Raw genomic sequence first — 21,907 nt, 5'->3', positions numbered from 1 at the left:
CAGCCGCCTCATCGAATCTGATGTTTGTGCAACAACCGGTAGAAAGTCGGCCGGGAAATGCCCAGCACCTTGGCGGCAATGCTCAGGTTATCGCTGTGGCGGTTGAGGACATCGCACAAGGCCTGGCGCTCTGCCCGCAGCTTGTAGTCTTCCAGCGTGCTCATGGGCGCGGCGACGCCTGGATGACTGATCAGGCCCAGGTCCCGTGCCTCGATCTGCCGGCCTTCGGCCAACACCAGCCCGCGGCGCACCCGGTTGGCCAGTTCGCGAACATTGCCCGGCCAGTCATGATGTCCCATGGCAATCAACGCATCTTCACTGAAGCTACGGGGCCGGCGACCGGTTTCATGGCTGTAGAAGTGTGAAAAGTGATTGGCCAGCATCGCCAGGTCGCCATTGCGCTCGCGCAGCGGCGCGGTCACCACCTGCAATACGTTGAGGCGGTAATACAGATCCTCGCGAAAACGTTGCTTGCCGATCGCAACCTCCAGATCGACGTGAGTCGCTGCCAGGACCCGCACATCCACTGGAATAGGTTGACTGCCCCCTACCCGCTCGATTTGTTTTTCCTGAAGAAAACGCAACAGGCTGGCTTGCAGCTCTGGCGGCAAGTCGCCAATTTCGTCAAGGAACAGCGTACCGCCATTGGCCGCCTCGATCCGCCCGATCTTGCGTTGATGGGCGCCGGTAAACGCGCCCTTCTCGTGACCAAACAGTTCGGACTGGATCAAGTGCTCGGGTATGGCGCCGCAATTGATCGCAATAAAGGGTTTGTTGTGGCGCTGGGATTGACGGTGCAGCGTGCGGGCCACCAGCTCTTTGCCGGTTCCGCTTTCGCCGCGAATCAGGACGGGCGATTCGGTGGGCGCCAGCTTGCTCAGCAGCTTGCGCAGCTCGCGAATGGACTTGCTGTCACCGAGCAGCTCGTGTTCGGGCTGCTCGACGTGAACCGCGCCCTGGCCACGCAGGCGCGCCATGCCAAACGCCCGCCCCAGTGTGACCTGAACCCTGGAGACATCGAACGGCAACGTGTGGAAGTCGAAAAACCATTCACAAACAAAATCCCCGACATTCTGTAGCCGCAACATGTCCTGTTTAAGTACGGCTATCCACTCGGCGCCACTGCGGCTGATCAGTTCCTTGACGGCCTCGGGACTTTCCAGATGAAACGGCTGCAAACGCAGCAGGCCGACGTCGCAGGTTCGGTCGGCGGCATTCTCCAGGCTGCAACTGTCGACGTCCCAACCGATGGAGCGCAAACCTGGCAACAGACGATGACAATCGTCGCACGGGTCCACCACTAATAGACGTCTCGACGCGGGCGCTTCACTCATGACTATTCCTTGGCGCCAAATCAGAGGAATTTTATTAAAAACAGCCATTTGGCAAGCCCGACTGTAACGTTAGCAAGAATTTGACGGGGGCCTGGACCGTCTGTCTAAAGGTTTTCAATCTGCGTTTATAAACGGCGTAGTCCGTTAGTTCACCTGCGAGCCAAACCTTTCGTTGAGCTTTCAAAAACTGTCGTGCTATTGAGCCAGGACAAAAAAAACGTAATTTCTTTTAATAAAATGTGACCCACATGCTGCCAGCAGGCATCAGTACAAGTAACCAGCCGGACGGTACGCCCAACCGACGGCACATCACTTGATTGGGCATATAGAGAGAAGACCCCATGACAGCCCCGCTCCGTATCAACGAAGCTCTTTTGATTGCCGACCGCGCGTTCAAGCCATTCCAATGCGTGGCCTGGGCTCCACAAGACGGCAACGGTGAACTCAGCCTGACCGTCATCGACCGTACCAACAATCGCATCGGCCGCACGCAGATCCCAAGTAGCGCCTACACCGACCCCGCGCAACTTGAGCATGTTCTGGAAGAAGCCCGCAAAGAGCTGAGCCAGGAAGGTTATGCACTTCAATCGTGGTCGATGCCGCACTAAGTGAGCTGCGGATTACTTTCAAGTAATCCGCCCCCTCCCCCATCGTTAGTTTGTTGGCCTTTCGCGCCAACAACACTTTCGATCGTGTTTCATCCGAACTTTCACACGCCCGTTTGTTTACCTGGCTTATGAGTGGTTCGAAAAGTCATTGTTCTGGCACACAGCGACCCTCCGCCTGTTAGTTCTGTCAGTTGTGCATCGGGCCATTCAGGCGTTGAATGTTTCCCCAGTCGCCAACCCCCGTCCTGGATCCCGACGACTCGCAAGGAGATGCGTGCATGTCAATCCAGACCGCCTTTGCCTTACCCCCGCCGCAGACCAAAGCGGGCGAGCTTGATAAGCGCTTCGCCGGCACCGGCGTCACTCAGGTTTACTTCGCCGACAGCCTCAGCAGCATGACCAACGGCATTGCCATCGATTCAATGGGACGTCTGCTGATCGCGGCCAAGGTCGGCACAACGAGGGGCAGCCGCTTTGGTTTGGCCCGACTGCTGGAAGACGGCTCGGCAGACCTGGAATTCGGTGAACAGGGCAGCATCATCAGCCAGTTCGAACCGGGCTTCGAAGCCATGGCCGGCAGCGTTCAGGTGCTCGCCGATGGCCACATTCTGTTGGCTGGCCTGCACTATGAAGACGCCAACCACACGCTCCCGGCCCTGGCGCTGTTCGACCCGAGCGGCAAACCGGTGCAATCCTTTGCCAACAATGGCCGCTGTGTCGTCCGCCTGCCGGGTAATCTTGCCCGGGGCGCACGCGACAACTGGTTGCCACCGGGCGTGCCCGGCGCCGAAGCCTGTGATGCGCAGGTCCAGGCAGACGGCAAGATCCTGTTACTGGCCAATCATCATTTTGAACAGGCCGATCATGTCGGCCTGTTGATTCGCCTCAATGCCGATGGCTCAGCGGACGAGACCTTCAATGGGCGCGGCTTCGTCCTGGTCAGGCACCTGCTGATGAACACCTGGCTCGGCACGCTGATGGTGCAACGCGACGGCCGGATTCTGGTGGGCGGTTCGATCAATTTCCCCGAAGAAGGCTTGCTCGCGCGTTATCACAGCGACGGCACCCTTGATGACCACTTTGCCGTGGATGGTTTCATGAGCTTCATGGCCCAGGGGCGCCGCGTCCAGGTCAGCCAGATCGTCCAGCACGAAAACGGCGACTTGCGCTGCTTTGGCACCAGCCGCGACCCGATGCATTGCCTGGCCCTGAAGCTTCACCCCAATGGCCGACCGGACGTGCACGATAACGACGGTCAACCACGGTTGCTGGCGGTGGGTCGCAACGGCTGTCAGTGGACCGCCGCAAAAGCCCTGGCGGACGGCAGCGTATTAACCGCCGGCGCCACCAACGGAGGGATCGAAGGCGATTTCATGTTGGCGCGGCACCTGCCTGACGGGCAACTCGATGAGCGCTTCGGCAATGGCCTCGGCTGGGTCCGTACCCGCCTGAGCAGAGGCCCGGACACCGCGACTTCGCTGGCCGTGCAGGCCGATGGCAACATTGTCGTGGGGGGCTATTCGCTCGACGGCAACTACCGGGCGATGGTCGCGCGATATCAAGGATAACGACTCCGAACTTTCCTACGCTTGATCTTGCCTTCGGCTTGCGGCAACTTGCGCGCTTCTAAATAAAAGGAGCCGCCAATGTCCGGATCAATGGCCCAGGCGTTCGCGCACAATTTCCTCGGCAACTCGCCTCGCTGGTACAAAGTCACCATCATCGGCTTTCTGCTGCTCAATGCCGTGGTGCTGTGGACCGTCGGCCCGGTGGCGGCCGGTTGGCTATTGGTGCTGGAATTCATCTTCACCCTGGCCATGGCGCTCAAGTGCTACCCGCTGATGCCTGGCGGTCTCTTGCTGGTCGAGGCGCTGCTGCTGAAGATGACTACGCCCCAGGCGCTCTACCTGGAATTGCAGCACAACTTCCCGGTGATCCTGCTGCTGATGTTCATGGTGGCGGGCATTTACTTCATGAAAGACCTGCTGCTGTTCCTGTTTTCGCGCCTGCTGCTCGGGGTCCGTTCCAAGCCGATGCTGGCGCTGATGTTCTGTTTTCTGTCGGCCTTTCTTTCGGCCTTTCTCGATGCCCTCACCGTGACGGCCGTGATCATCAGCGCCGCAGTGGGCTTCTACTCGGTGTATCACCGGGTGGCCTCGGGCAAAGATCCGCGCCAGGACACCGAGTTCAGCGACGACCAACATTTGCCCAAGCTCAGCCTCGATGATCTCGAACAGTTCCGCGCCTTCCTGCGCAGCCTGCTGATGCACGGTGCTGTCGGGACGGCACTGGGCGGTGTGTGCACCCTGGTCGGCGAGCCGCAGAACCTGTTGATCGGCCACGAGATGGGCTGGAATTTCACCGAGTTCTTTCTGAAAATCGCCCCGGTTTCCCTGCCCGTGCTGGCGGCGGGCCTGGTGACCTGCGTATTGCTGGAGAAACTGCGCCTGTTCGGCTACGGCACGTTGCTGCCAGACAACGTGCGCACCGTGCTGGCCAACTACGCAGGCGAAGACGATGCCGGCCGCACGGCACGCCAGCGCGCGGCGCTGATCGTGCAGGGCGTGGCCGCGCTGATCCTGATCGCCAGCCTGGCCTTTCACATTGCCGAGGTCGGCCTGATCGGCCTGATGGTGATCGTGTTGATCACTGCATTCACTGGCATCACGGACGAACATCGCCTGGGCAGCGCTTTCAAGGACGCCATGCCGTTCACTTCGCTGCTGGTGGTGTTCTTTGCCGTGGTGGCGGTGATTCACGATCAGCAGCTGTTCACGCCGCTGATCCAGTGGGTTCTTGCACTGCCGGCCGATCAGCAACCAGGCATGCTGTTCATTGCCAACGGCTTGCTGTCAGCCATCAGCGACAACGTGTTCGTGGCGACCATCTACATCACCGAAGTCAAACAGGCGTTCGTCTCCGGACATATCAGCCGCGAGCATTTCGACACCCTGGCGATTGCCATCAACACCGGCACCAACCTGCCAAGCGTGGCCACACCCAACGGCCAGGCGGCGTTCCTGTTCCTGCTGACCTCGGCGATAGCCCCGCTGATTCGCCTGTCGTATGGGCGCATGGTGTGGATGGCGTTGCCGTATACGGTGGTGATGGGGGTATTGGGGTGGTATGCGGTGAGTTATTGGTTGTAGACATCCATCAAACATTGGATGCAAACCCTGTGGGAGCGAGTGTCGGTACCTATCCTGGAAGGATATACCGCTCGATCGCCTGCGCTGCGCCGTCTTCGGTGTTGGCCCCGGTCACCACATCCGCCTGGCGCTTGACCACCTCCTCTGCCTGCCCCATGGCGATCGACAGCCCGGCACGATGGAACATCGCCGGGTCATTGCCGCCGTCGCCCATGGCGGCGGTCTGTGCCAGCGGCACGCCGAGAAATTCGGCCAGGGTCGCCAGCGCGTCGCCCTTGTTGGCCTGCATCGCGGTCACATCCAGGTAGACCGGCTGCGAGCGCGACACTTGCGCCTGGCCCTCGACTTTGGGCAGCAATTGCGCCTCCAGTTCGATCAGCCGCTGCGTGTTGTGGCTGGCGGCGACAATTTTGTCGATGTGTTGCAGGTACGGCTCGAAACTGTCCACGACCACAGGCGCATACCCCAGGCCATGCTGCTCCCTCGGCACCATCGGGCCATTCGGGTCTTTCAGCAGCCAGTCACCGCCGCTGAATACCCAGACCTCGATGTCCGGCAGGTCGGCAAACTGAGTCAGCGCGGTCAGCGCCGCCGTGGCCGGCAGGTAATGCGCTACCAGCAGGCTGCCGTCGGGATGAACGATGGTGCCACCATTGAACGCCGCGGTCGGCAAGTCGACGCCCAGGGCTTCGATCTGCTGCAACATGGCTTTGGGTGGACGCCCGGTGGCCAGGCTGAACAACACACCGGCCTCGCGCAATGAGCGAACGGCTTCAATGGTGCGTTGGCTCAGGCTGTGATCGGGCAGCAACAGCGTGCCGTCCATGTCACTGAGCAGAAAGCGGATGGGTTGCAACGCCGCGTCACTCATCCCAGGCCGTGCCAGACGCGGCCATCGCGGGTCAGCAGGTCCTCGGCGGCAATCGGCCCGTCTTCACCCGCGGCATAGCCCTGCACGCTCGCGTCCTCTTGCCAGGCGTCGAGGAACGGCTGCACGGCACGCCAACCGTTTTCGATGTTGTCGGCACGCTGGAACAGGGTTTGATCGCCCGTCAGGCAATCGTAGATCAGGGTTTCGTAGCCGGTGGACGGCTGCATTTCGAAGAAATCCTTGTAGGCAAACCCCAGTTCGATGTTGGCCATCTTCAACGCCGGCCCCGGACGCTTCGCCAACAGGTCGAACCACATGCCCTCGTTGGGCTGAATCTGAATCCGCAGGTAGGTCGGTTGCAGCTCATCGACCTCGGTATCGCGGAACTGCGCGTAAGGCGCCGGCTTGAAGCAGATGACAATCTCGGTATCGCGCACGCTCATGCGCTTGCCGGTGCGCAGGTAGAACGGCACGCCCACCCAACGCCAGTTGTCGATCATGACCTTGAGCGCCACGTAAGTTTCGGTGGTGCTGTCGGCAGCTACGTTGTTTTCCTGGCGATAGCCGGGCAACGACTTGCCGTCGACTTCGCCTGCGGTGTACTGGCCGCGTACCGAATTGGCCCGCGCCTCCTCCGTGGACCAGGGCCGAATGGCCCCCACCACCTTGGCTTTCTCACCGCGCACCGCATCGGCGCCAAAGGCAGCCGGTGGCTCCATCGCCACCATCGCCAGCAACTGGAACAGGTGATTGGGCACCATGTCCCGCAGAGCGCCGGTGTGCTCGTAAAAACTGCCACGGGTTTCCACACCGACGGTTTCGGCGGCGGTGATCTGCACGTGGTCGATGTAATGATTGTTCCAGAACGCTTCGAACAGACTGTTGGAGAACCGGCTGATCAGGATGTTCTGCACGGTTTCCTTGCCCAGGTAATGATCGATCCGGTAGATCTGGTTTTCCGTCATCACCTTGAGCAGGCAGGCGTTCAGCCCTTGCGCAGTGGGCAGATCGGAACCGAACGGTTTCTCGATCACCACCCGCCTGAAGGCCTCCGGGGTTTCCACCAGCAAACCGGCGGCCCCCAGGCGGCGCACCACTTCGCTGAAGAAACGCGGCGCGGTGGCCAGGTAGAAGACGGCGTTACCGGTGCCGCTGGCGGCGATTTTCGCCGCCAGCGCCTGATACGTGCTGTCGTCCAGGAAATCGCCCTGCACGTAGCTGATACCCTTGGCCAGCTTGGCCCACAGTAGTGGATCAAGGGCCTGATCACCATTACCGACCTTGCTCGCCACTTCGGCCCGGATGAAATCTTCGAGCTTCTGCGCAAAGGCTTCATCGGTAACGGCGTTGTGGTCAACGCCAACGATCCGCAATCCTTCCCCCAGCAAACCGTCACGACTCAGGTTGTACAGCGCCGGCATCAGCAAGCGCTTGACCAGGTCACCGTGGGCACCGAACAGGAACAACGTGGTCGGCGGTGCAGGTTCTGCCTTGGATTTATTGCGGATCAGTCGGGTCATTTTTTCGAAGTCTCCACGTGGCCACCGAAGCCAAAGCGCTGGGCCGAGAGGATCTTGTCACCGAAGGTGCCTTGCCCGCGCGAACGGTAGCGAGCGAACAGCGAGTTGGACAGCACCGGCACCGGCACGGCTTGTTCCATGGCGGCTTCGATGGTCCATTGACCTTCGCCGCTATCGGCCACGGACCCCGAGAAACCGTCGAGTTTCGGATCGGCCGCGAGGGCATCGGCGGTCAGGTCGAGCAGCCACGAGGACACAACGCTGCCACGACGCCAGACTTCGGCGATGTCGGCCACGTTCAGGTCGAAGCGCTGGTCCTCTGGCAGGTGGGTGCTGGACTTGGTCTTGAGGATGTCAAAACCCTCGGCGAAGGCCTGCATCATGCCGTACTCGATGCCGTTGTGGATCATCTTGACGAAGTGCCCGGCACCCGCAGGGCCAGCGTGGATGTAGCCGCGCTCCGCACGGTCGTCATCGGATTGGCGGTCCTTGGTACGAGGGATGTCGCCCATGCCGGGCGCCAGGGCGGCGAACAACGGGTCCAGGCGTCGCACGGTCTCGGCGTCGCCACCGATCATCATGCAATAGCCTCGCTCGAGGCCCCAGACGCCGCCGGAGGTGCCAACGTCGATGTAGTGCAGGCCTTTCTCCGCCAGGGTCTTGCCCCGACGGATGTCGTCCTTATAGAAGGTGTTGCCGCCATCGATGATGGTATCGCCCGGCTCAAGCAAGGTGCTCAAGGTGTCGATGGTGTCTTCGGTCGGTGCGCCGGCTGGCAGCATCACCCAGACAGCGCGAGGTTTGGAAAGTCCCGCCACCAGCGCCGGCAGGTCGGCCGCGCCTTGCGCGCCCTCGGCCACAAGCGTTTCGATGAAGGCAGTATTGCGGTCAAATACAACGGTGGAGTGCCCGTTGAGCATCAGGCGCCGTGCAATATTGCCGCCCATGCGGCCCAGTCCAATAATCCCGAGTTGCATGTGCTGATGCTCCCTACTACAAATAAAAGTGTGTCAATGGTTATAGCCCAACGCGACTAATGGGGGTTAGTCCAGAGCGTCGGCATGAAGTTTCCGGGCATTGTGCCCGATCTCGATGGATAACGTCGGGAAACGTTCCGGAGACACAGCGACAGTGAAAAATAAAAAAGTTCCATTCCCAGGCAAAAGAAATCAAAATCGGCGCCGATAGTAGAACTGCACCCGATGGCGGGGCAGATCTACAGTTGAGACAGCCATTTGCGAGGTGAGCAATGGGCACAGTACAAACAGCACGGCCAGCACAAACCCTTTACGTCACGATCCGCCGCGATGAATTGCGCCAGTTGAAAGACGAACGCGACCAGTTAAAGCAGGAAGTCGAACAATTGCGCCTGCTGACGCAAGGTCTCCAGGCTCACTCGAAGCCGGTTACCCTGCGCGCCCCTCACGCCTGACCCCTCCCCGCCTCGGAAACAGCCCCTGAGCTGTTTCCGAAATGCCATTACGATTCGCTCACGAAACTTTCACAACCGCTTGTTGATACTTCGGCTCTTTACTGGCCGCGGCATCCGCGCGGCTACCGTTCGTCGGAGATTTTCAGTCCCGACGGTGGCATGTGATTCTGCCTGGAGCGCACGATGGTTTTTTTCAAACGCAGCGAGTCGACTGCGACAGGGTTCGATTGGGCCGGATTTCTCTGGCTGTTCGTGTTCTTCTGGTATTTCTCCGGCATTACCCAACTGCTGATTCAACTGACCGGCACCTCCGGCTTCACGGGTTTTCGCCAAGCCTTCGTGATGAGCGCCGTCTGGCTGGCGCCCATGCTGCTGTTCCCGAAACAGACCCGCGTCATGGCGGCCGTGATTGGTCTGGTGCTGTGGGTCTGCTCCATGGCGAGCCTCGGGTATTTCTTCATTTACCAGCAGGAATTCTCCCAAAGCGTCATCTTCATCATGTTCGAGTCGAACGTGTCTGAAGCGGGCGAGTACATGACCCAGTATTTTGCCTGGTGGATGGTGCCAGCGTTTCTTGCCCATACGCTGTTTGCCTACTTCCTGTGGACCCGCTTGCGCCCGGTGTACCTGCCACGTGGCCGTGCACTGATCGCAGCCACCGCCATCGTCGTGGCCGTCGTCGGCTATCCGCTCGTCAAGCAGACTCTGCGCGCCGGCAGCTTCGCCGAAGGTTTCGAGAAATTCGAGACTCGCATCGAACCCGCCGTGCCATGGCAGATGGCCGTGGCTTATCACCGCTATCTCGATACCCTGGCAGGCATGCAGGACATGTTGAGCAGCGCCAACAAGGTCGCACCACTGCGCAACTTCAAGGACGCGATGGCCAATCAGCCGGCGACGCTGGTGCTGGTGATCGGCGAATCCACCAACCGCCAGCGCATGAGCCTTTACGGCTATCCGCGCGAGACCACGCCGGAACTGGACAAACTCAAGGATCAACTGGCGGTATTCGATAACGTCATTACTCCCCGCCCCTACACCATCGAGGCATTGCAGCAGGTGTTGACCTTCGCCGACGAGGAAAACCCCGAGGCGTACCTGTCGACACCGTCGCTGGTCAACATGATGAAACAGGCGGGTTACAAAACCTTCTGGATCACCAACCAGCAGACCATGACCAAGCGCAACACCATGCTCACCACCTTCTCCGAACAGGCCGATGAGCAGGTGTACCTGAACAACAACCGCAACCAGAACGCCGCCCAGTACGATGGCGACGTGATCGAACCGTTCAACAAGGCCCTGGCTGACGCAGCACCACGCAAGTTGATCGTCGTGCATCTGCTGGGTACGCACATGAGTTATCAGTATCGCTACCCGTCGAGCTTCGACAAGTTCCAGGACCGCAACGGCGTACCGTCGGGCGTGCGTGATGACCAACTGCCAACCTACAACAGCTACGACAACGCAGTGCTGTACAACGACTTCGTGGTCTCGAGCTTGATCAAGGACTATGCCAAGACCGACCCGAATGGCTTTTTGCTGTACCTCTCCGACCACGGCGAAGACGTGTTTGACTCGGCAGGTCACAACACCCTGGGCCGTAACGAAAACAAACCGACAGCGCCGATGTACACCATCCCGTTCATGGCCTGGGCCTCGCCGAAATGGCGTGAAACCCATGACTGGAACTTCACGGGTGACCTGGACCGGCCCTACAGCAGTTCGCACCTGATCCATACCTGGGCCGACCTGGCGGGCTTGAGCTTCGATGAGCTGGACCGCAGCAAGAGCCTGGTCAGTGCCCAGTTCAAGGCGCGCCCGCTGTTGATCGGCGATCCCTATGCGCGTGAGCAGAAGGCCCTGATCGACTTCAGCCTGATCAAGCCCAAGAAGCCGGGACCGGCGGATGTGGTGGCCAAGTAATCCTGTCAGGGGCCGATTCCGGCCCCTTTTTCATGGGCGCCGGTCATCGGTGTGCCAAGCCGCGAATCAAACCCAGCCAACCCGCGAAGTCAAAGTGCCGGATGATCAGACGGCGCAGGTGACCGAGCGGTATAAACAGTGATCCTGTAGGAGCGAGCTTGTCTCCTACAGATACAGGTTCAGATCGGATTTAATTCAGTGGCTTGGTCCAAAACAGCATCCGGCCGTGCGCCGGGTCGAACATGCCCGCAGAGAAACCGAACTTGGCGTAGGACGACTGGGCAACCGCATTGCCTTCCAACACTTCCAGAGTGATCTTGCAGCAGCCACGCTGGCGGGCGATGTCCTCGACCTTTTGCAGCATTTTCTGGCTCAGACCCAAGCCGCGGAATTGCTTCATCACCACGACGTCATGCACGTTGACCAACGAGCGACAGGCAAACGTCGAAAACCCCTCGAAGCAATTGACCAGCCCTGCCGGCTCGCCACCGACAAAGGCCAGTACAGTGAATGCATACGGCCGTTTGGCCAGTTCCTCCGGCAGGTGCTCCAGCACTTCGGTGGGCAGCGAGTGCCCGCCACCCATCGGGTCTTCGGCGTAATGATTCAACACGACGCGCAACGCCTCGGCATGCACAGGGTTGGTGTAACTGGCTTGCAGCACAAGAATTTCAGCGGATTCCATTTCCACCCTCAAAGACACGTTTAACAGCGAGCGCTGACCCTATCGCGGGCGCACAGAGTGACGCAATGGAAATAATGACTTCAATTGTGGGAGCGGGCCTGCTCGCGATGAAACACAAAGAGCGCCTCGGGCTGTCACCCCCCCTGATTATCGTTCAAGACCATCGCGAGCAGGCTCGCTCCCACAGACAAGCAGAGGGCATAACCCCCGACCTTCAATGCCCCCAGATCAACGCTTCGGTCCAGCCCAGTTCAGCAAAATCCGCTGCCCGCAGACCCGACTCGCCGGCGCAGAAGAATTCGTCCAGTTGTGGCGGTGCAACCGAGGTGCCGCTGAGCATGGCGTGCACCTGACCGCGATGATGGATCTGGTGCTCGAACAGGTGCGACAACAGGCGCAGGCGGCTGTCGTGTTGCGGGGTGTCGCGGGCGATGGTCACGATCTTGCCCAGGTCGGCGTCGCGCAGTTGCTCGCAGTAGGCTATCAGCCGGCGATCCACCTGGATCTGTTCGCGCTTGAGATCTGCGGCGTCAGTGAAGGGCTCGTCGGCACTGAAAAATACATGACAGTCCGGGTGCGGCTCATCGGCTCGCAACTCTCGCTCCAGTGCGTCCACATAAAACCAGTCGCAGGTCAGGATGTGATTGAGGGTCGCTCGCAGACTGGGGAAGAAACTGACCCGCGGCGCTGCCAGCTCCTCGGCGCTCAACCGCTGCCACGCCTTGGCCAGTCGATGATTGGCCCACGCATTCTGGTAGGCCATGGTGAGCAAATGATGGGACAAGGGCTGATTCACGTTCGCGCTCCCAGGGTTCAAGCCTCGGCAAAACGTTGCAACTGCATTTCCTGGAGGCGGCTAAGCGTACGGCGGAACGCAAACTCCAGATAGCCCTCGGTGTAGAGCATTTCCATGGGCACTTGTGCTTCGAGGTACAACGGTACTTTGCGGTCGTAGCATTCATCCACCAGTGCGATGAAACGACGGACGCCGTCGTCATGCACCGACAACTGCGGCAGCTCGCGGTCGCCCGCCACCACCCGTTCGGCCCCGTCTTCAGTGCCTCGGGCGATGCGCCCTTCGCGTTTTTTTGCGCTGAGGTTGGGCACGTCACTCAACAGAATAGCCCTGAAGGTATCGCACAGGGCCATGAAATCCATGGCCGCCAGGGGTTGCTCGCAAAGGTCGGCGTAGCGCGTCCAGAGCACGCTATCGCTGGCCCTCACGACGTTCAATGAACGGTAGCCGACCTTGATCGGCTCGGGGCGGACCGACTGGCCGGCGGTCAGGGTCTTGAACACCTCGGCCAAAGCACTCGGCTGACCCGGCTGGGCCACCCAATAGCGCTGCAGGCCGGCGCCGGGATGCAGGCGATGATCTTCACCGCCGTCCACCGCGATCACCTGCATGTGCTGCTTGATCGCCTCGATGGCGGGCGTGAAGCGCTCCCGGTTGAAACCATCGGCGTACAACCCATCCGGCGGCTGATTGGAGGTGCAGACCACCACCACGCCGTGGTCGAACATCACCTGGAACAGGCGCCCGAGGATGATCGCGTCGCCAATGTCATTGACGAACAGCTCATCGAAGCACAGTACGCGCACCTCTTCGCTCAACTCTCGGGCCAGGGCCTTCAGCGGGTCGGCGGTGCCGGTCAGTTGAAACGAACGCTGATGCACCCAACCCATGAAGTGATGGAAATGCTGGCGTCGGGCCGGAACCTGCAGGCTCTGATAAAACTGGTCCATCAGCCAGGTCTTGCCTCGCCCGACCGGCCCCCAGAGGTAAACGCCCGACACTGGCCTGTGATCGCCTGCATGCAGCGCTTCGTAGCACTTTTGCAGCGCCCACACGGCATGTTCCTGGGCCTCGTCCTGGACGAAGCCCTTCTGTTCAACCGCCTGTTGCCAGGCACTTAACGGAGAGTTCACATTCATGCGCGGCAGTATGCCATCGCCCGGCCGTGACTACAGGGAAATATCCAGCCGCGTGATCTTGCCCTGCTCGTCCCCGGATAACGCTTGTCAGTAGCCCTCTGGCGCTTTTCACCGCTTATAAAATTCGACTTGACTCGATACATGAGTAGCATCATCTTAAATACATGTCTTGAAACATCTATGTAGCGTCTCGTCTCAGGAGTCTTCCCATGCATTACAAAGTGTTCGGCCGAAAAACCGGCTTGCGGGTCTCGGAACTGGCGCTGGGTGCCGGCAATTTTGGAACCGGTTGGGGGCATGGCGCCGAGCGCGACGAAGCCACCCGCATTTTTGACGGTTACCTGGAAGCCGGCGGCAACTTCATCGACACCGCCAACGGCTATCAGGGAGGCCAGTCGGAAACCATGCTCGGCGAACTCATTGCCCCTGAGCGCGACCGGCTGGTCATCGCCACCAAGTACACCCTGGGGACTACACCGGCAGCGGGCATTTCCCACACAGGCAACAACCGCAAGAACATGGTTCGCGCCGTGGAAGAAAGCCTGAAACGACTGAAGACCGATCACCTTGATCTGTTCTGGGCGCACATGAGCGATGGCGTGACACCGATGGAAGAGATCCTTCGCGGTTTTGACGATCTGGTGCGCGCCGGCAAGATTCATTACGCCGGGCTGTCGAACTTTCCGGCCTGGCGGATCGCCCGTGCCGACGTGCTGGCCGAGGTGCGTGGCTTTGCACCGATTGCCGCGATTCAGGTGGAATACAGCCTGGTAGAGCGCACCGCCGAACGGGAAATGCTGCCGATGGCCGAGGCCCTGGGGCTGGCCGCCACGCTGTGGTCGCCGCTGGGTGGCGGTTTCCTCACGGGCAAGTACCGCAGCAACGATGGCGACAACCGCGCCAGCAAACTCGGCATGCTGGTGCATGCTGAAAAAAGCGCTCGCGAGACGGCCCTTCTCGATGCCTTGCTTGCCGTGGCCGCTGAAGCTGACGCCAGCCCGACCCACGTGGCCATAGCCTGGTTGCTGGAAAAGGCCCGGCGCTCGACGACGGCGCTGATTCCGATTCTGGGGTCGCGCTCCCGTGAGCAACTGGACGGGACGCTGGGGGCGTTGAGCCTGAAACTGAGCGCGCAGCAGGTGGCGCGACTGGAGGCGGTCAGTGCAGTGGACGCCGGCGTGCCCCATGGCACCATCATTGGGTCGGCACCACGGTATTCAGGGGGTTGAGACGCTGGATCTGCCGGTTATTCCGGTGGCTTGATCCGCCAGTTGAATTGATCGTTCCCACGTCGTGGGAACGATCAGGCATAAGAGGGTTACTGGTCCACCTTGTGTCTGGCGGCATACAGGCACAGCATTTCCATCGCCAATGTCGCTGCCGCCAGTGAGGTAATGTCCGCACTGTCGTAGGCTGGCGCCACCTCTACCAAATCCATGCCCACCAGATTGATCCCGCGTAACCCGCCAAGGATCTCCAGCGCCTGCACCGTGCTCAGGCCGCCGCACACCGGCGTGCCGGTGCCAGGGGCGAACGCGGGGTCGAGGCAGTCGATGTCGAAGGTCAGGTACACCGGGTGATCGCCGACGCGCGCACGAACGGACTCGACAATCGCGTCCACCCCACGGCGATGCACCTGCCGCGCGTCCAGCACCTGGAAACCCCGATGATCGTCATTGGTGGTGCGCAATCCGATCTGCACCGAGCGGGACGGATCCACCAGCCCTTCGCGCGCGGCATGCCAGAACATGGTGCCATGATCGACGCGCTTGCCCTCCTCGTCCGGCCAGGTGTCGCTGTGGGCGTCGAAATGGATCAGTGACAGTGGCCCGTGTTTGCGAGCGTGGGCCTTGAGCAGCGGATAGCTGATGAAGTGATCACCGCCAAAGGTCAGCATCGCGCAACCGGCCTGCAAGATGTGCTCGGCGTGGGCTTCGATAGCCTCCGGTGTCGAGTGCGGCGAACCGTAGTCGAAGTCGCAATCGCCGTAGTCGATCACCGCCAGATGGTCGAACGGATCGAATGCCCACGGCCAGTGCCGTTCCCAGGCAAGCCCGGTGGACGCCGCGCGAATGCCCCGTGGTCCGAAACGGGCGCCGGGGCGGTTGCTGGTAGCGGTGTCGAACGGCACGCCGCTGACCGCTACGTCAACCCCGCGCAGGTCGCGGCTGTAGCGACGACGCATGAAACTGGTGATGCCGGCGTAGGTGCTTTCCGCGGCCGTGCCGTAAAGACTGTCACGGGTCATGGCCTGGTCGTTGAGTACTGGGACGTCCATCGGGTGCTCCTTCTGATAATTACTGACGGCTACGGAAAGCGGTCCACAGGCGAGTGCGCTGGCGCAGGTCCTTGAGGCTCATGCTTCGGTCGCCGTACAAGCGTTCGCGCACCTCGGCCAGCGGATAGATGTCCGGGTCGTTGCGCACCGCTTCATCCACCAGCGGGGTCGCTGCCCCGTTGGCCGTGGCGAAAAACAGCGTGTTGGTCAGCGCAGCCACCGACTCGGGGCGCAACATGAACTCGATAAAGGCACGGGCCGCTTCGGGGTGTGGCGCGTCCTTGGGGATCGCCAGGTTGTCCTGCCACACCAACGTGCCTTCCCGGGGAATGCGATAAGCCACCTCAAAGGGCTTATGGGCCTTGCGCGCCTGGTCTGCCGCCATACTCGCATCGCCGTTGTAGGTCAGTGCCACGCAGACGCTGCCGTTGGCCAGGTCGCTGATCTGTCGGCCACTGGCGACATACAGCACATTCGGCTGCAACTGACGCAGCAGCACATCGGCGGCTGACAGATCAGCCTTGTCGGTGCTGTAGGGATCTTTACCAAGGTAGTGCAGCGCCAGGCCGATCACTTCCTGGGGCGAATCGATGATCGCCACGCCGCAGTCTTTCAGCTTGCCGGCATATTCGGGCTTGAACAGCAGATCGAGGCTGTTGAGCGGCACGTCGGGCAAACGTTGTTTCACCGCTTCGACATTCATGCCAAGCCCCAGAGTGCCCCAGGTGTACGGCACGGCATAACGGTTGCCGGGATCAACCACCGCGAGTTTTTCCAACAAGTCGGGATCGAGGTTGGCGTAGCCCTTGAGCTCTTCGTGAGCAATCGGCTTCAACGCGCCCGCCGCCAGGCCCCGCGCCAGCACGCTGGACGACGGCACCACCACGTCATAACCGCTGCCGCCCGTGAGCAGCTTGGTTTCCAGCACTTCCGACGAATCGAAGGTGTCGTAGCGCACCTGGATCCCGGTTTCTTTCTCGAACCGCTCCAAGGTTTCCGGGGCGACGTAATCGGCCCAGCTGTAGAGGTTGACCGCTTTACCCTCGGACGGCGCCTGCGCGTGCGCCGATAGGGCCACGGCCAGGAACAGCGCGGGGGCACACCGCTTGAATGAAGGAGCCATGACGCACACCTGAGCAGAGGAAGTGGTTGCAGCATGAGGCGCCTGTTACATTGAAAAAAATACCAAGTCAGTTACCCTGACATTATTGCGGAGTAATGTTTGATGCTCGGCCAACTTCATGATGTGGATCTGCAACTGCTGCGCCTGTTCGTCAGCGTGGTCGAATGTGGCGGTTTCAGTGCAGCCCAAGGCGAACTGGGCCTGAGCCAATCGAGCATCAGCCAGCAGATGGCGCGCCTGGAAACCCGTCTCGGCTACCGCTTATGCAGTCGCGGCAAGGGCGGATTCCGGATGACGCCCAAGGGCGAGCAATTGCTGTTGGCCACCCGCGAGCTGTTTCAGTCCATCGAAGTGTTCAGGCATCAGTCCAACGGCGTCGCCGGACGCCTGCTCGGTGAAGTGCGCCTGGGCTTGTCCGAAGCTCTGGACCAGGTTGTGCTGCAACAAGTCGCCGACGCGATCCGGCGCTTTCGCGAGCGCGACGAATCGGTGCGCATCGAACTGATCAGCGCCATGCCGGGAGAAATGGAGCGCCTGCTGTTGCAGCAACGGCTGGACTTGGCTATCGGCTATTTCTCTCAGGTGCAGAGCGCGTTCGACTACCGCGAACTCTTCGTCGAAACCCAGCACCTTTATTGCGCTGCGGGCCACCCGCTGTTCACCGGCGATACCCCGGACGACCTGGTCCTGCAGGCCAGCGACCGCGTCGATCACCCCTACCGCTTCCTGCGCAGCCAGGAGCCGTTTCAGGGCCAACGTTGTTCGGCGCGCTCGGAACAGGTCGAAGGCACCCTCGCCTTCATCCTGTCCGGCAAACATGTCGGCTACCTGCCCAGCCACTTTGCCCGCAATTGGGAGGACAAGGGATTGCTGCGGGCGGTGCGCCGCAATGATTTGAGTTTCGACGTGACGTTCCACCTGGCCCGCCACCGCGCGCAGGTGCCGGGGGACGCGCAGAAGGCGTTCGAGGAGGATTTGTTGGCGGCGTTTGCCTGAAGGAGGATCATTCGTTGCCCTTGCTGCCGGCTGCTGGCATCCTGCGCCTCCCTTTTCCGACCCGGCCGCCTTTCGGCACGCAAACCATCATGATCGCCTCTGAAAAAGCTACCGCCCCGCGCCACAGCGACTTGCTCTACGGCCTCGATGACCGTCCGCACCTGACCGCCACAGTCTTCGCCGCCCTGCAACACGTGCTGGCCAGTTTTGTCGGGATCATCACCCCGACCCTGATCATGGGCAGCGCCCTGGGCCTGCAAAGCGAAATTCCCTACCTGATCAGCATGGCGCTGTTCGTGTCCGGGTTGGGCACGTTTGTCCAGGCGCGGCGCATCGGGCCAATCGGTTCGGGTCTGTTGTGCCTGCAAGGCACCAGCTTCTCGTTCATCAGCGTCATCCTCAGCGCCGGCTTCATGGTCAAGGCTCGGGGCGGCGGCACCGATGAGATTCTGTCGACCATTTTCGGCGTGTGCTTTTTCGCTGCGTTCATCGAAGTGGTGTTGAGCCAGTTCATCGGCAAGCTGCGCATGTTGATCACGCCGGTGGTGACCGGGACCATCATCACCCTGATGGGGCTGTCGCTGATCAAGGTCGCCATGACCGACATTGCCGGCGGCTTCGGTGCGACGGACCTGGGCGCCGCCAGTCATCTGGGCCTGGCAGCCCTGGTATTGGGAACCATCGTGGTGCTCAACCGGGTGGATGTGCCATTCCTGCGCCTGGGCGCCATCGTCATCGCCCTTACCCTCGGCTACTTCGTCGCCTGGCTCATGGGCAGCGTGGATTTCGGCAACATGCCGCAAGTGCCCCTGATGAGCGTGCCCGTGCCGTTCAAGTACGGTTTCAATTTCGACTGGGTGGCCTTTGTGCCCGTGGCGGTGATTTTCCTCGTGTCGCCTCTGGAGGCTGCTGGTGACCTGACAGCCAACTCGATGATCTCGCGCCAGCCGGTCAAGGGCCCGGTGTACATCCGCAGAATCAAGTCAGGCTTGTTGGCAGACGGTCTCAACTCGGCCATGGCGGCCGTGTTCAACAGCATGCCGATGGTCACGTTTGCACAGAACAACGGCGTGATCCAGCTGACCGGCGTCGCCAGTCGCTACGTGGCGCTGTTCATCGCCGGTCTGCTGGTCCTGCTGGGTCTATTCCCGATGATCGGCGCAGTGCTGCAACTGATGCCCAAGCCCGTGCTCGGTGGCGCCGAGCTGGTGATGTTCGGCACCGTGGCGGTGGCGGGCGTGAAGATCCTGGCCGAAGCCGGCCTGCATCGGCGCAACATGTTGATCGTGGCGATTTCCATCGGCATGGGCCTGGGTGTGGCGGCGGTGCCGGAGGTGCTGCGCGAACTGCCCAAGGCGCTGCATAACATCTTCGAATCGCCGATCACCGTCGGTGCGTTGTGCGCTATCGTGCTCAATATCTTCCTGCCCGAAGAGTTCATCGAGCTGGAAGAGGACGATTTCGACCCGGAAGCCTCGATTCTCCAGGTCATGGAAAACCCGGCCGCCAAGGATGAACCCGCGCTCGCTGAGGTTGTCGCACCTTTGAACCGATAGGCAAGCTCAAGGCCGAGCCCCTGGGGTTCGGCCTTTTCCTTTAGAGAGCATGCCATGCGCCGTGTCCACGCCCTTGTCCTTTGCCTGCTGCTGCTCACCCTGAGCGCCTGTGCCCTATTGCCCAACCGCGACCCGCTGAACATCAACGTGGTGGGCTTCGAACCGTTGACCAGCCAGGACATGGAAGTGCGTTTCGCGGTAAAGATACGCGTGCAGAATCCCAACGACACCGCCATCGACTACAACGGCGTGGCCCTGGACCTGTCGGTCAATGGTCAGCCGCTGGCGTCCGGGGTCAGCGATCAATCCGGCTCGATTGCGCGATTTTCCGAGACGGTGCTGAGCGTGCCAGTCAGCGTCTCGGCGTTCTCGGTCCTGCGCCAGACCCTGGGCCTGAGCCAGACGCAAACCCTGGACAACCTGCCTTACGTCCTGCGCGGCAAGCTGGCGGGCGGCCTGTTTGGCACCATGCGGTTCAGCGACAGTGGCAAGTTGAGTTTGCCGGGGGCGGCTGCAGGCACCTGGTAACCTGTCGTGCAGAGCCGCTCCCACAGGGGGATGTGTGCAACAGCAATCAATGGATAAATTTCACCCCGGGCTTGGCCCGCTCATCCACCGTCAACTCGAACACATCCGGCCGCGCATAGTGACCCACCACATCGTAGTCATAGCGCGCACGGATCAGTTCGTCAGTGTCAATCTCGGCGAACAGTAATCCACGTTCGCCACGCAGTGGCCCGGCAAGGACGTCGCCCATGGGACCGACGATCACGCTGCCACCGGCAATCAACGGGCGGTCTGCCGGCCAGTTGGCGATGTCCATGCCCAGCGCTTGCGGCGAGTCCTGGACCTGGCAGGCACTGACCACAAAACAACGGCCTTCATGGGCGATATGGCGCATGCTCACCTGCCACATCTCGCGCTCATCCACGGTCGGCGCGCACCACACCTCTACGCCTTTGGCGTACATGGCAGTACGCAGCAGCGGCATCATGTTTTCCCAGCACACCACCGCGCCGAGGCGCCCGACCTGGGTGTCGATCACCGGCAAGGTCGAGCCATCGCCTTTGCCCCAGATCAGCCGCTCGGTCCCGGTGGGCATCAATTTGCGATGCTTGGCAACCAGGCCCGCCTGCGGGTCGAAATACAGCGCGGTGCAATACAGGGTGCTGCCATCCCGTTCGATCACGCCGATCACCAGGTTCGCCCCGGTGCGAGCCGCCAGGCCTGCCAGCGCCTCGGTTTCCGCGCCGGGGACGTCGATGGCGTTGGCGAAGTAACGGGCGAAGGCTTCACGCCCTTCCGGCAGTCGATAACCCAGTTGCGTGCCGAAGCCCTCGCCTTTGGGGTAGCCCCCCAGCAGCGCTTCGGGCATCACCACCAGCGCCGCGCCGGCCTCCACGATGGCGTTTTCGTACGAAAGAATCTGTTCCAGGGTTTCAGCCTTGCCCCCGGGCAGAGCGCCGATTTGCAGTGCAGCAACGATAGACTTGGGCATCACGCCTCTCCATTCACATCAGGTGTTGCTCATTCTCGGGCCGCGCGCGATCATGAATAAAGACCGTTTCACTGCTGAATGATATGAACCAGATGAATATCGCCAATCTTGATCTCAATCTGCTCAAAGTGTTCGAAGCGCTGCATGAAGAGTCCAGCGCCAGCCGCGCGGCGTTGCGCCTGGGGGTGACGCAATCGGCGGTCAGCGCGGCCTTGCGCCGGCTGCGCGAAGTCTACGGTGATCAATTGTTCGTTCGCACCGGTCGCGGCCTGGCGCCCACGCTCAAGGCCAACCAACTCAAGCCCGTGCTGAGCGAAGCGCTGAGCAAATGCCGTCAAAGCCTGGCAATGGTCGATCCAGCGGCGCATCACTACGATGGCCGCTCAGTGACGGTGGGTCTCTCGGACGATTTCGAAATTGCCTACGGCAGGCGCCTGATCGAGGACATAGCCCGCCGCGCACCGAAGCTGCGCTTGATCTTCCGCCAGACTCACAGCCAGATCGTTGCCCAGGCGTTGATGGAGCGCAGCATCGACCTGGCGATCACTGCGGGCGGGTTTGCGGAGCGTCTGCTCAGTCGCCAGGTATTGGGTGAAGGCGACTATCAGTGCCTGGTCGACCCGGTCAGCCTGGTACAAGGACAGCACCGCCTGAGCCTTGAAGAGTTTGTCGCCCGCGAGCACATTCTGGTGTCCTCGGGCGGTTTCATCGGGATCACCGACGAAGGCCTGGCTGCAGTGGGTTTGAGTCGGCGGGTCTGCGCTTCGACCACGCATTTCGCCGCGCTGCCGCACCTGCTCAAGGGCAGCCAGGCAGTGGCCACCATTCCGGCCCACGCCGCACAAAGCATCGCGGCGCTCACCGGCCTGGCGGTGCTGCCCTGCCCCCTGGCATTACCGCGCTACCCGGTCGAACTGGGCTGGCGTACCAGCACGCAACTGGACCCGGTGGTATTGAAAGTGCGCGAGGCAATTGTCGCCTGCTTCGCCTGAGCGT

General features: G+C 61.1%; 19 protein-coding genes and 1 pseudogene. 10 read left to right on the top strand and 10 right to left on the bottom strand.

The features are described from left to right. Window positions 1-8: 8 nt before the first annotated feature. Window positions 9-1,334, bottom strand: coding sequence for a sigma-54 dependent transcriptional regulator (locus tag AB4N64_RS07335; RefSeq protein WP_460123538.1), 1,326 nt, complete (start codon window positions 1,332-1,334; stop codon window positions 9-11). Window positions 1,335-1,675: 341 nt separating this feature from the next. Here AB4N64_RS07335 and AB4N64_RS07330 point away from each other — a divergent pair, with 341 nt between their 5' ends. The 3 genes from AB4N64_RS07330 to nhaB all read left to right on the top strand — a co-directional run bounded on the left by AB4N64_RS07330 (window position 1,676) and on the right by nhaB (window position 5,091). Next, on the top strand, window positions 1,676-1,942 hold the full coding sequence (locus AB4N64_RS07330) for a hypothetical protein (protein WP_460123535.1): 267 nt from the start codon (window positions 1,676-1,678) through the stop codon (window positions 1,940-1,942). A gap of 278 nt (window positions 1,943-2,220) precedes the next feature. Further along, window positions 2,221-3,510, top strand: a complete 1,290-nt coding sequence (locus AB4N64_RS07325) for a hypothetical protein (RefSeq protein ID WP_460123532.1) — start codon at window positions 2,221-2,223, stop codon at window positions 3,508-3,510. A 78-nt stretch (window positions 3,511-3,588) separates the two neighbouring features. Beyond that, window positions 3,589-5,091 carry a sodium/proton antiporter NhaB gene (nhaB, locus tag AB4N64_RS07320; protein ID WP_460123529.1) on the top strand — a complete coding sequence of 501 codons (1,503 nt, stop codon included), beginning with the start codon at window positions 3,589-3,591 and terminating at the stop codon, window positions 5,089-5,091. Between the two features lie 49 nt (window positions 5,092-5,140). Here nhaB and AB4N64_RS07315 read toward each other — a convergent pair whose 3' ends face one another. Genes AB4N64_RS07315 through gnd form a run of 3 tightly spaced genes read right to left on the bottom strand, consistent with a single transcriptional unit; the run spans window position 5,141 to window position 8,459 of the window. Then, entirely contained in the window at window positions 5,141-5,962 is an 822-nt protein-coding gene (locus AB4N64_RS07315) for an HAD family hydrolase (RefSeq protein WP_460123526.1), read from the bottom strand. Further along, window positions 5,959-7,482, bottom strand: coding sequence for a glucose-6-phosphate dehydrogenase (gene zwf / locus AB4N64_RS07310; RefSeq protein ID WP_460123523.1), 1,524 nt, complete (start codon window positions 7,480-7,482; stop codon window positions 5,959-5,961). Before zwf ends, AB4N64_RS07315 begins: the two co-directional genes overlap by 4 nt. Continuing rightward, window positions 7,479-8,459 carry a phosphogluconate dehydrogenase (NAD(+)-dependent, decarboxylating) gene (gnd, locus tag AB4N64_RS07305; RefSeq protein ID WP_460123520.1) on the bottom strand — a complete coding sequence of 327 codons (981 nt, stop codon included), beginning with the start codon at window positions 8,457-8,459 and terminating at the stop codon, window positions 7,479-7,481. The genes zwf and gnd overlap by 4 nt, the downstream gene beginning before the upstream one ends. Before the next feature lie 272 nt (window positions 8,460-8,731). Between gnd and AB4N64_RS07300 the strand changes: the two genes are divergently transcribed. Both AB4N64_RS07300 and AB4N64_RS07295 read left to right on the top strand, forming a co-directional pair. Beyond that, window positions 8,732-8,914, top strand: coding sequence for a DUF6026 family protein (locus tag AB4N64_RS07300; protein ID WP_460123517.1), 183 nt, complete (start codon window positions 8,732-8,734; stop codon window positions 8,912-8,914). Between the two features lie 183 nt (window positions 8,915-9,097). Continuing rightward, window positions 9,098-10,840, top strand: a complete 1,743-nt coding sequence (locus AB4N64_RS07295) for a phosphoethanolamine transferase CptA (protein ID WP_460123514.1) — start codon at window positions 9,098-9,100, stop codon at window positions 10,838-10,840. Between the two features lie 190 nt (window positions 10,841-11,030). Here the strand turns inward: AB4N64_RS07295 and AB4N64_RS07290 are convergent, their stop codons facing one another. The 3 genes from AB4N64_RS07290 to zapE all read right to left on the bottom strand — a co-directional run bounded on the left by AB4N64_RS07290 (window position 11,031) and on the right by zapE (window position 13,460). After that, window positions 11,031-11,525, bottom strand: a complete 495-nt coding sequence (locus tag AB4N64_RS07290; protein WP_460123511.1) for a GNAT family N-acetyltransferase — start codon at window positions 11,523-11,525, stop codon at window positions 11,031-11,033. A gap of 214 nt (window positions 11,526-11,739) precedes the next feature. Next, complete coding sequence (locus AB4N64_RS07285) at window positions 11,740-12,321, bottom strand: DinB family protein (protein ID WP_460123508.1); 582 nt, start codon at window positions 12,319-12,321, stop codon at window positions 11,740-11,742. Between the two features lie 17 nt (window positions 12,322-12,338). Then, window positions 12,339-13,460 (bottom strand): cell division protein ZapE, encoded by a 1,122-nt coding sequence (gene zapE, locus AB4N64_RS07280; protein WP_460123506.1) that lies wholly within the window; start codon window positions 13,458-13,460, stop codon window positions 12,339-12,341. A 209-nt stretch (window positions 13,461-13,669) separates the two neighbouring features. On the opposite strand from zapE, the pseudogene AB4N64_RS07275 reads away from it, so the two are divergent. Further along, a pseudogene (locus AB4N64_RS07275) lies at window positions 13,670-14,723 on the top strand (aldo/keto reductase). 55 nt (window positions 14,724-14,778) lie between these two features. Here the strand turns inward: AB4N64_RS07275 and speB are convergent. Together speB and AB4N64_RS07265 are read right to left on the bottom strand one after the other, a co-directional pair. Next, a complete protein-coding gene (speB, locus tag AB4N64_RS07270) occupies window positions 14,779-15,738 on the bottom strand; it encodes an agmatinase (RefSeq protein WP_460123503.1) in 960 nt (319 codons plus the stop codon). 19 nt (window positions 15,739-15,757) lie between these two features. Then, on the bottom strand, window positions 15,758-16,861 hold the full coding sequence (locus AB4N64_RS07265; protein WP_460123500.1) for a polyamine ABC transporter substrate-binding protein: 1,104 nt from the start codon (window positions 16,859-16,861) through the stop codon (window positions 15,758-15,760). Between the two features lie 102 nt (window positions 16,862-16,963). Here AB4N64_RS07265 and AB4N64_RS07260 point away from each other — a divergent pair, with 102 nt between their 5' ends. The 3 genes from AB4N64_RS07260 to AB4N64_RS07250 all read left to right on the top strand — a co-directional run bounded on the left by AB4N64_RS07260 (window position 16,964) and on the right by AB4N64_RS07250 (window position 19,941). Continuing rightward, entirely contained in the window at window positions 16,964-17,857 is an 894-nt protein-coding gene (locus AB4N64_RS07260) for a LysR family transcriptional regulator (protein ID WP_460123497.1), read from the top strand. A gap of 89 nt (window positions 17,858-17,946) precedes the next feature. Further along, entirely contained in the window at window positions 17,947-19,413 is a 1,467-nt protein-coding gene (locus tag AB4N64_RS07255; protein ID WP_460126654.1) for a nucleobase:cation symporter-2 family protein, read from the top strand. 54 nt (window positions 19,414-19,467) lie between these two features. Next, window positions 19,468-19,941 carry an LEA/WHy family protein gene (locus AB4N64_RS07250; protein WP_460123494.1) on the top strand — a complete coding sequence of 158 codons (474 nt, stop codon included), beginning with the start codon at window positions 19,468-19,470 and terminating at the stop codon, window positions 19,939-19,941. 46 nt (window positions 19,942-19,987) lie between these two features. On the opposite strand, the gene AB4N64_RS07245 is transcribed toward AB4N64_RS07250, so the two are convergent. Next, the gene (locus tag AB4N64_RS07245; RefSeq protein ID WP_460123492.1) at window positions 19,988-20,911 is read right to left on the bottom strand and encodes a carbon-nitrogen hydrolase family protein; all 924 of its coding nucleotides are present in this window, start codon (window positions 20,909-20,911) and stop codon (window positions 19,988-19,990) included. A gap of 83 nt (window positions 20,912-20,994) precedes the next feature. On the opposite strand from AB4N64_RS07245, the gene AB4N64_RS07240 reads away from it, so the two are divergent. Continuing rightward, window positions 20,995-21,903 carry a LysR family transcriptional regulator gene (locus tag AB4N64_RS07240; RefSeq protein WP_460123489.1) on the top strand — a complete coding sequence of 303 codons (909 nt, stop codon included), beginning with the start codon at window positions 20,995-20,997 and terminating at the stop codon, window positions 21,901-21,903. Window positions 21,904-21,907 lie beyond the last annotated feature (4 nt).

The sequence above is a fragment of the Pseudomonas sp. S2_C03 genome (assembly GCF_054668405.1).
This window is presented reverse-complemented; position numbering and strand designations above follow the sequence as displayed.

Coding starts and splice junctions, on each gene's coding strand:
- AB4N64_RS07325 (WP_460123532.1), top strand. CDS start 2,221: ATGTCAATCCAGACCGCCTTTGCCTTACCCCCGCCGCAGACCAAAGCG.
- AB4N64_RS07255 (WP_460126654.1), top strand. CDS start 17,947: ATGATCGCCTCTGAAAAAGCTACCGCCCCGCGCCACAGCGACTTGCTC.
- AB4N64_RS07315 (WP_460123526.1), bottom strand. CDS start 5,962: ATGAGTGACGCGGCGTTGCAACCCATCCGCTTTCTGCTCAGTGACATG.
- nhaB (WP_460123529.1), top strand. CDS start 3,589: ATGTCCGGATCAATGGCCCAGGCGTTCGCGCACAATTTCCTCGGCAAC.
- AB4N64_RS07260 (WP_460123497.1), top strand. CDS start 16,964: ATGCTCGGCCAACTTCATGATGTGGATCTGCAACTGCTGCGCCTGTTC.
- zwf (WP_460123523.1), bottom strand. CDS start 7,482: ATGACCCGACTGATCCGCAATAAATCCAAGGCAGAACCTGCACCGCCG.
- AB4N64_RS07265 (WP_460123500.1), bottom strand. CDS start 16,861: ATGGCTCCTTCATTCAAGCGGTGTGCCCCCGCGCTGTTCCTGGCCGTG.
- zapE (WP_460123506.1), bottom strand. CDS start 13,460: ATGAATGTGAACTCTCCGTTAAGTGCCTGGCAACAGGCGGTTGAACAG.
- gnd (WP_460123520.1), bottom strand. CDS start 8,459: ATGCAACTCGGGATTATTGGACTGGGCCGCATGGGCGGCAATATTGCA.
- AB4N64_RS07245 (WP_460123492.1), bottom strand. CDS start 20,911: ATGCCCAAGTCTATCGTTGCTGCACTGCAAATCGGCGCTCTGCCCGGG.
- AB4N64_RS07300 (WP_460123517.1), top strand. CDS start 8,732: ATGGGCACAGTACAAACAGCACGGCCAGCACAAACCCTTTACGTCACG.
- AB4N64_RS07250 (WP_460123494.1), top strand. CDS start 19,468: ATGCGCCGTGTCCACGCCCTTGTCCTTTGCCTGCTGCTGCTCACCCTG.
- AB4N64_RS07240 (WP_460123489.1), top strand. CDS start 20,995: ATGAACCAGATGAATATCGCCAATCTTGATCTCAATCTGCTCAAAGTG.
- AB4N64_RS07330 (WP_460123535.1), top strand. CDS start 1,676: ATGACAGCCCCGCTCCGTATCAACGAAGCTCTTTTGATTGCCGACCGC.
- AB4N64_RS07295 (WP_460123514.1), top strand. CDS start 9,098: ATGGTTTTTTTCAAACGCAGCGAGTCGACTGCGACAGGGTTCGATTGG.
- AB4N64_RS07290 (WP_460123511.1), bottom strand. CDS start 11,525: ATGGAATCCGCTGAAATTCTTGTGCTGCAAGCCAGTTACACCAACCCT.
- speB (WP_460123503.1), bottom strand. CDS start 15,738: ATGGACGTCCCAGTACTCAACGACCAGGCCATGACCCGTGACAGTCTT.
- AB4N64_RS07335 (WP_460123538.1), bottom strand. CDS start 1,334: ATGAGTGAAGCGCCCGCGTCGAGACGTCTATTAGTGGTGGACCCGTGC.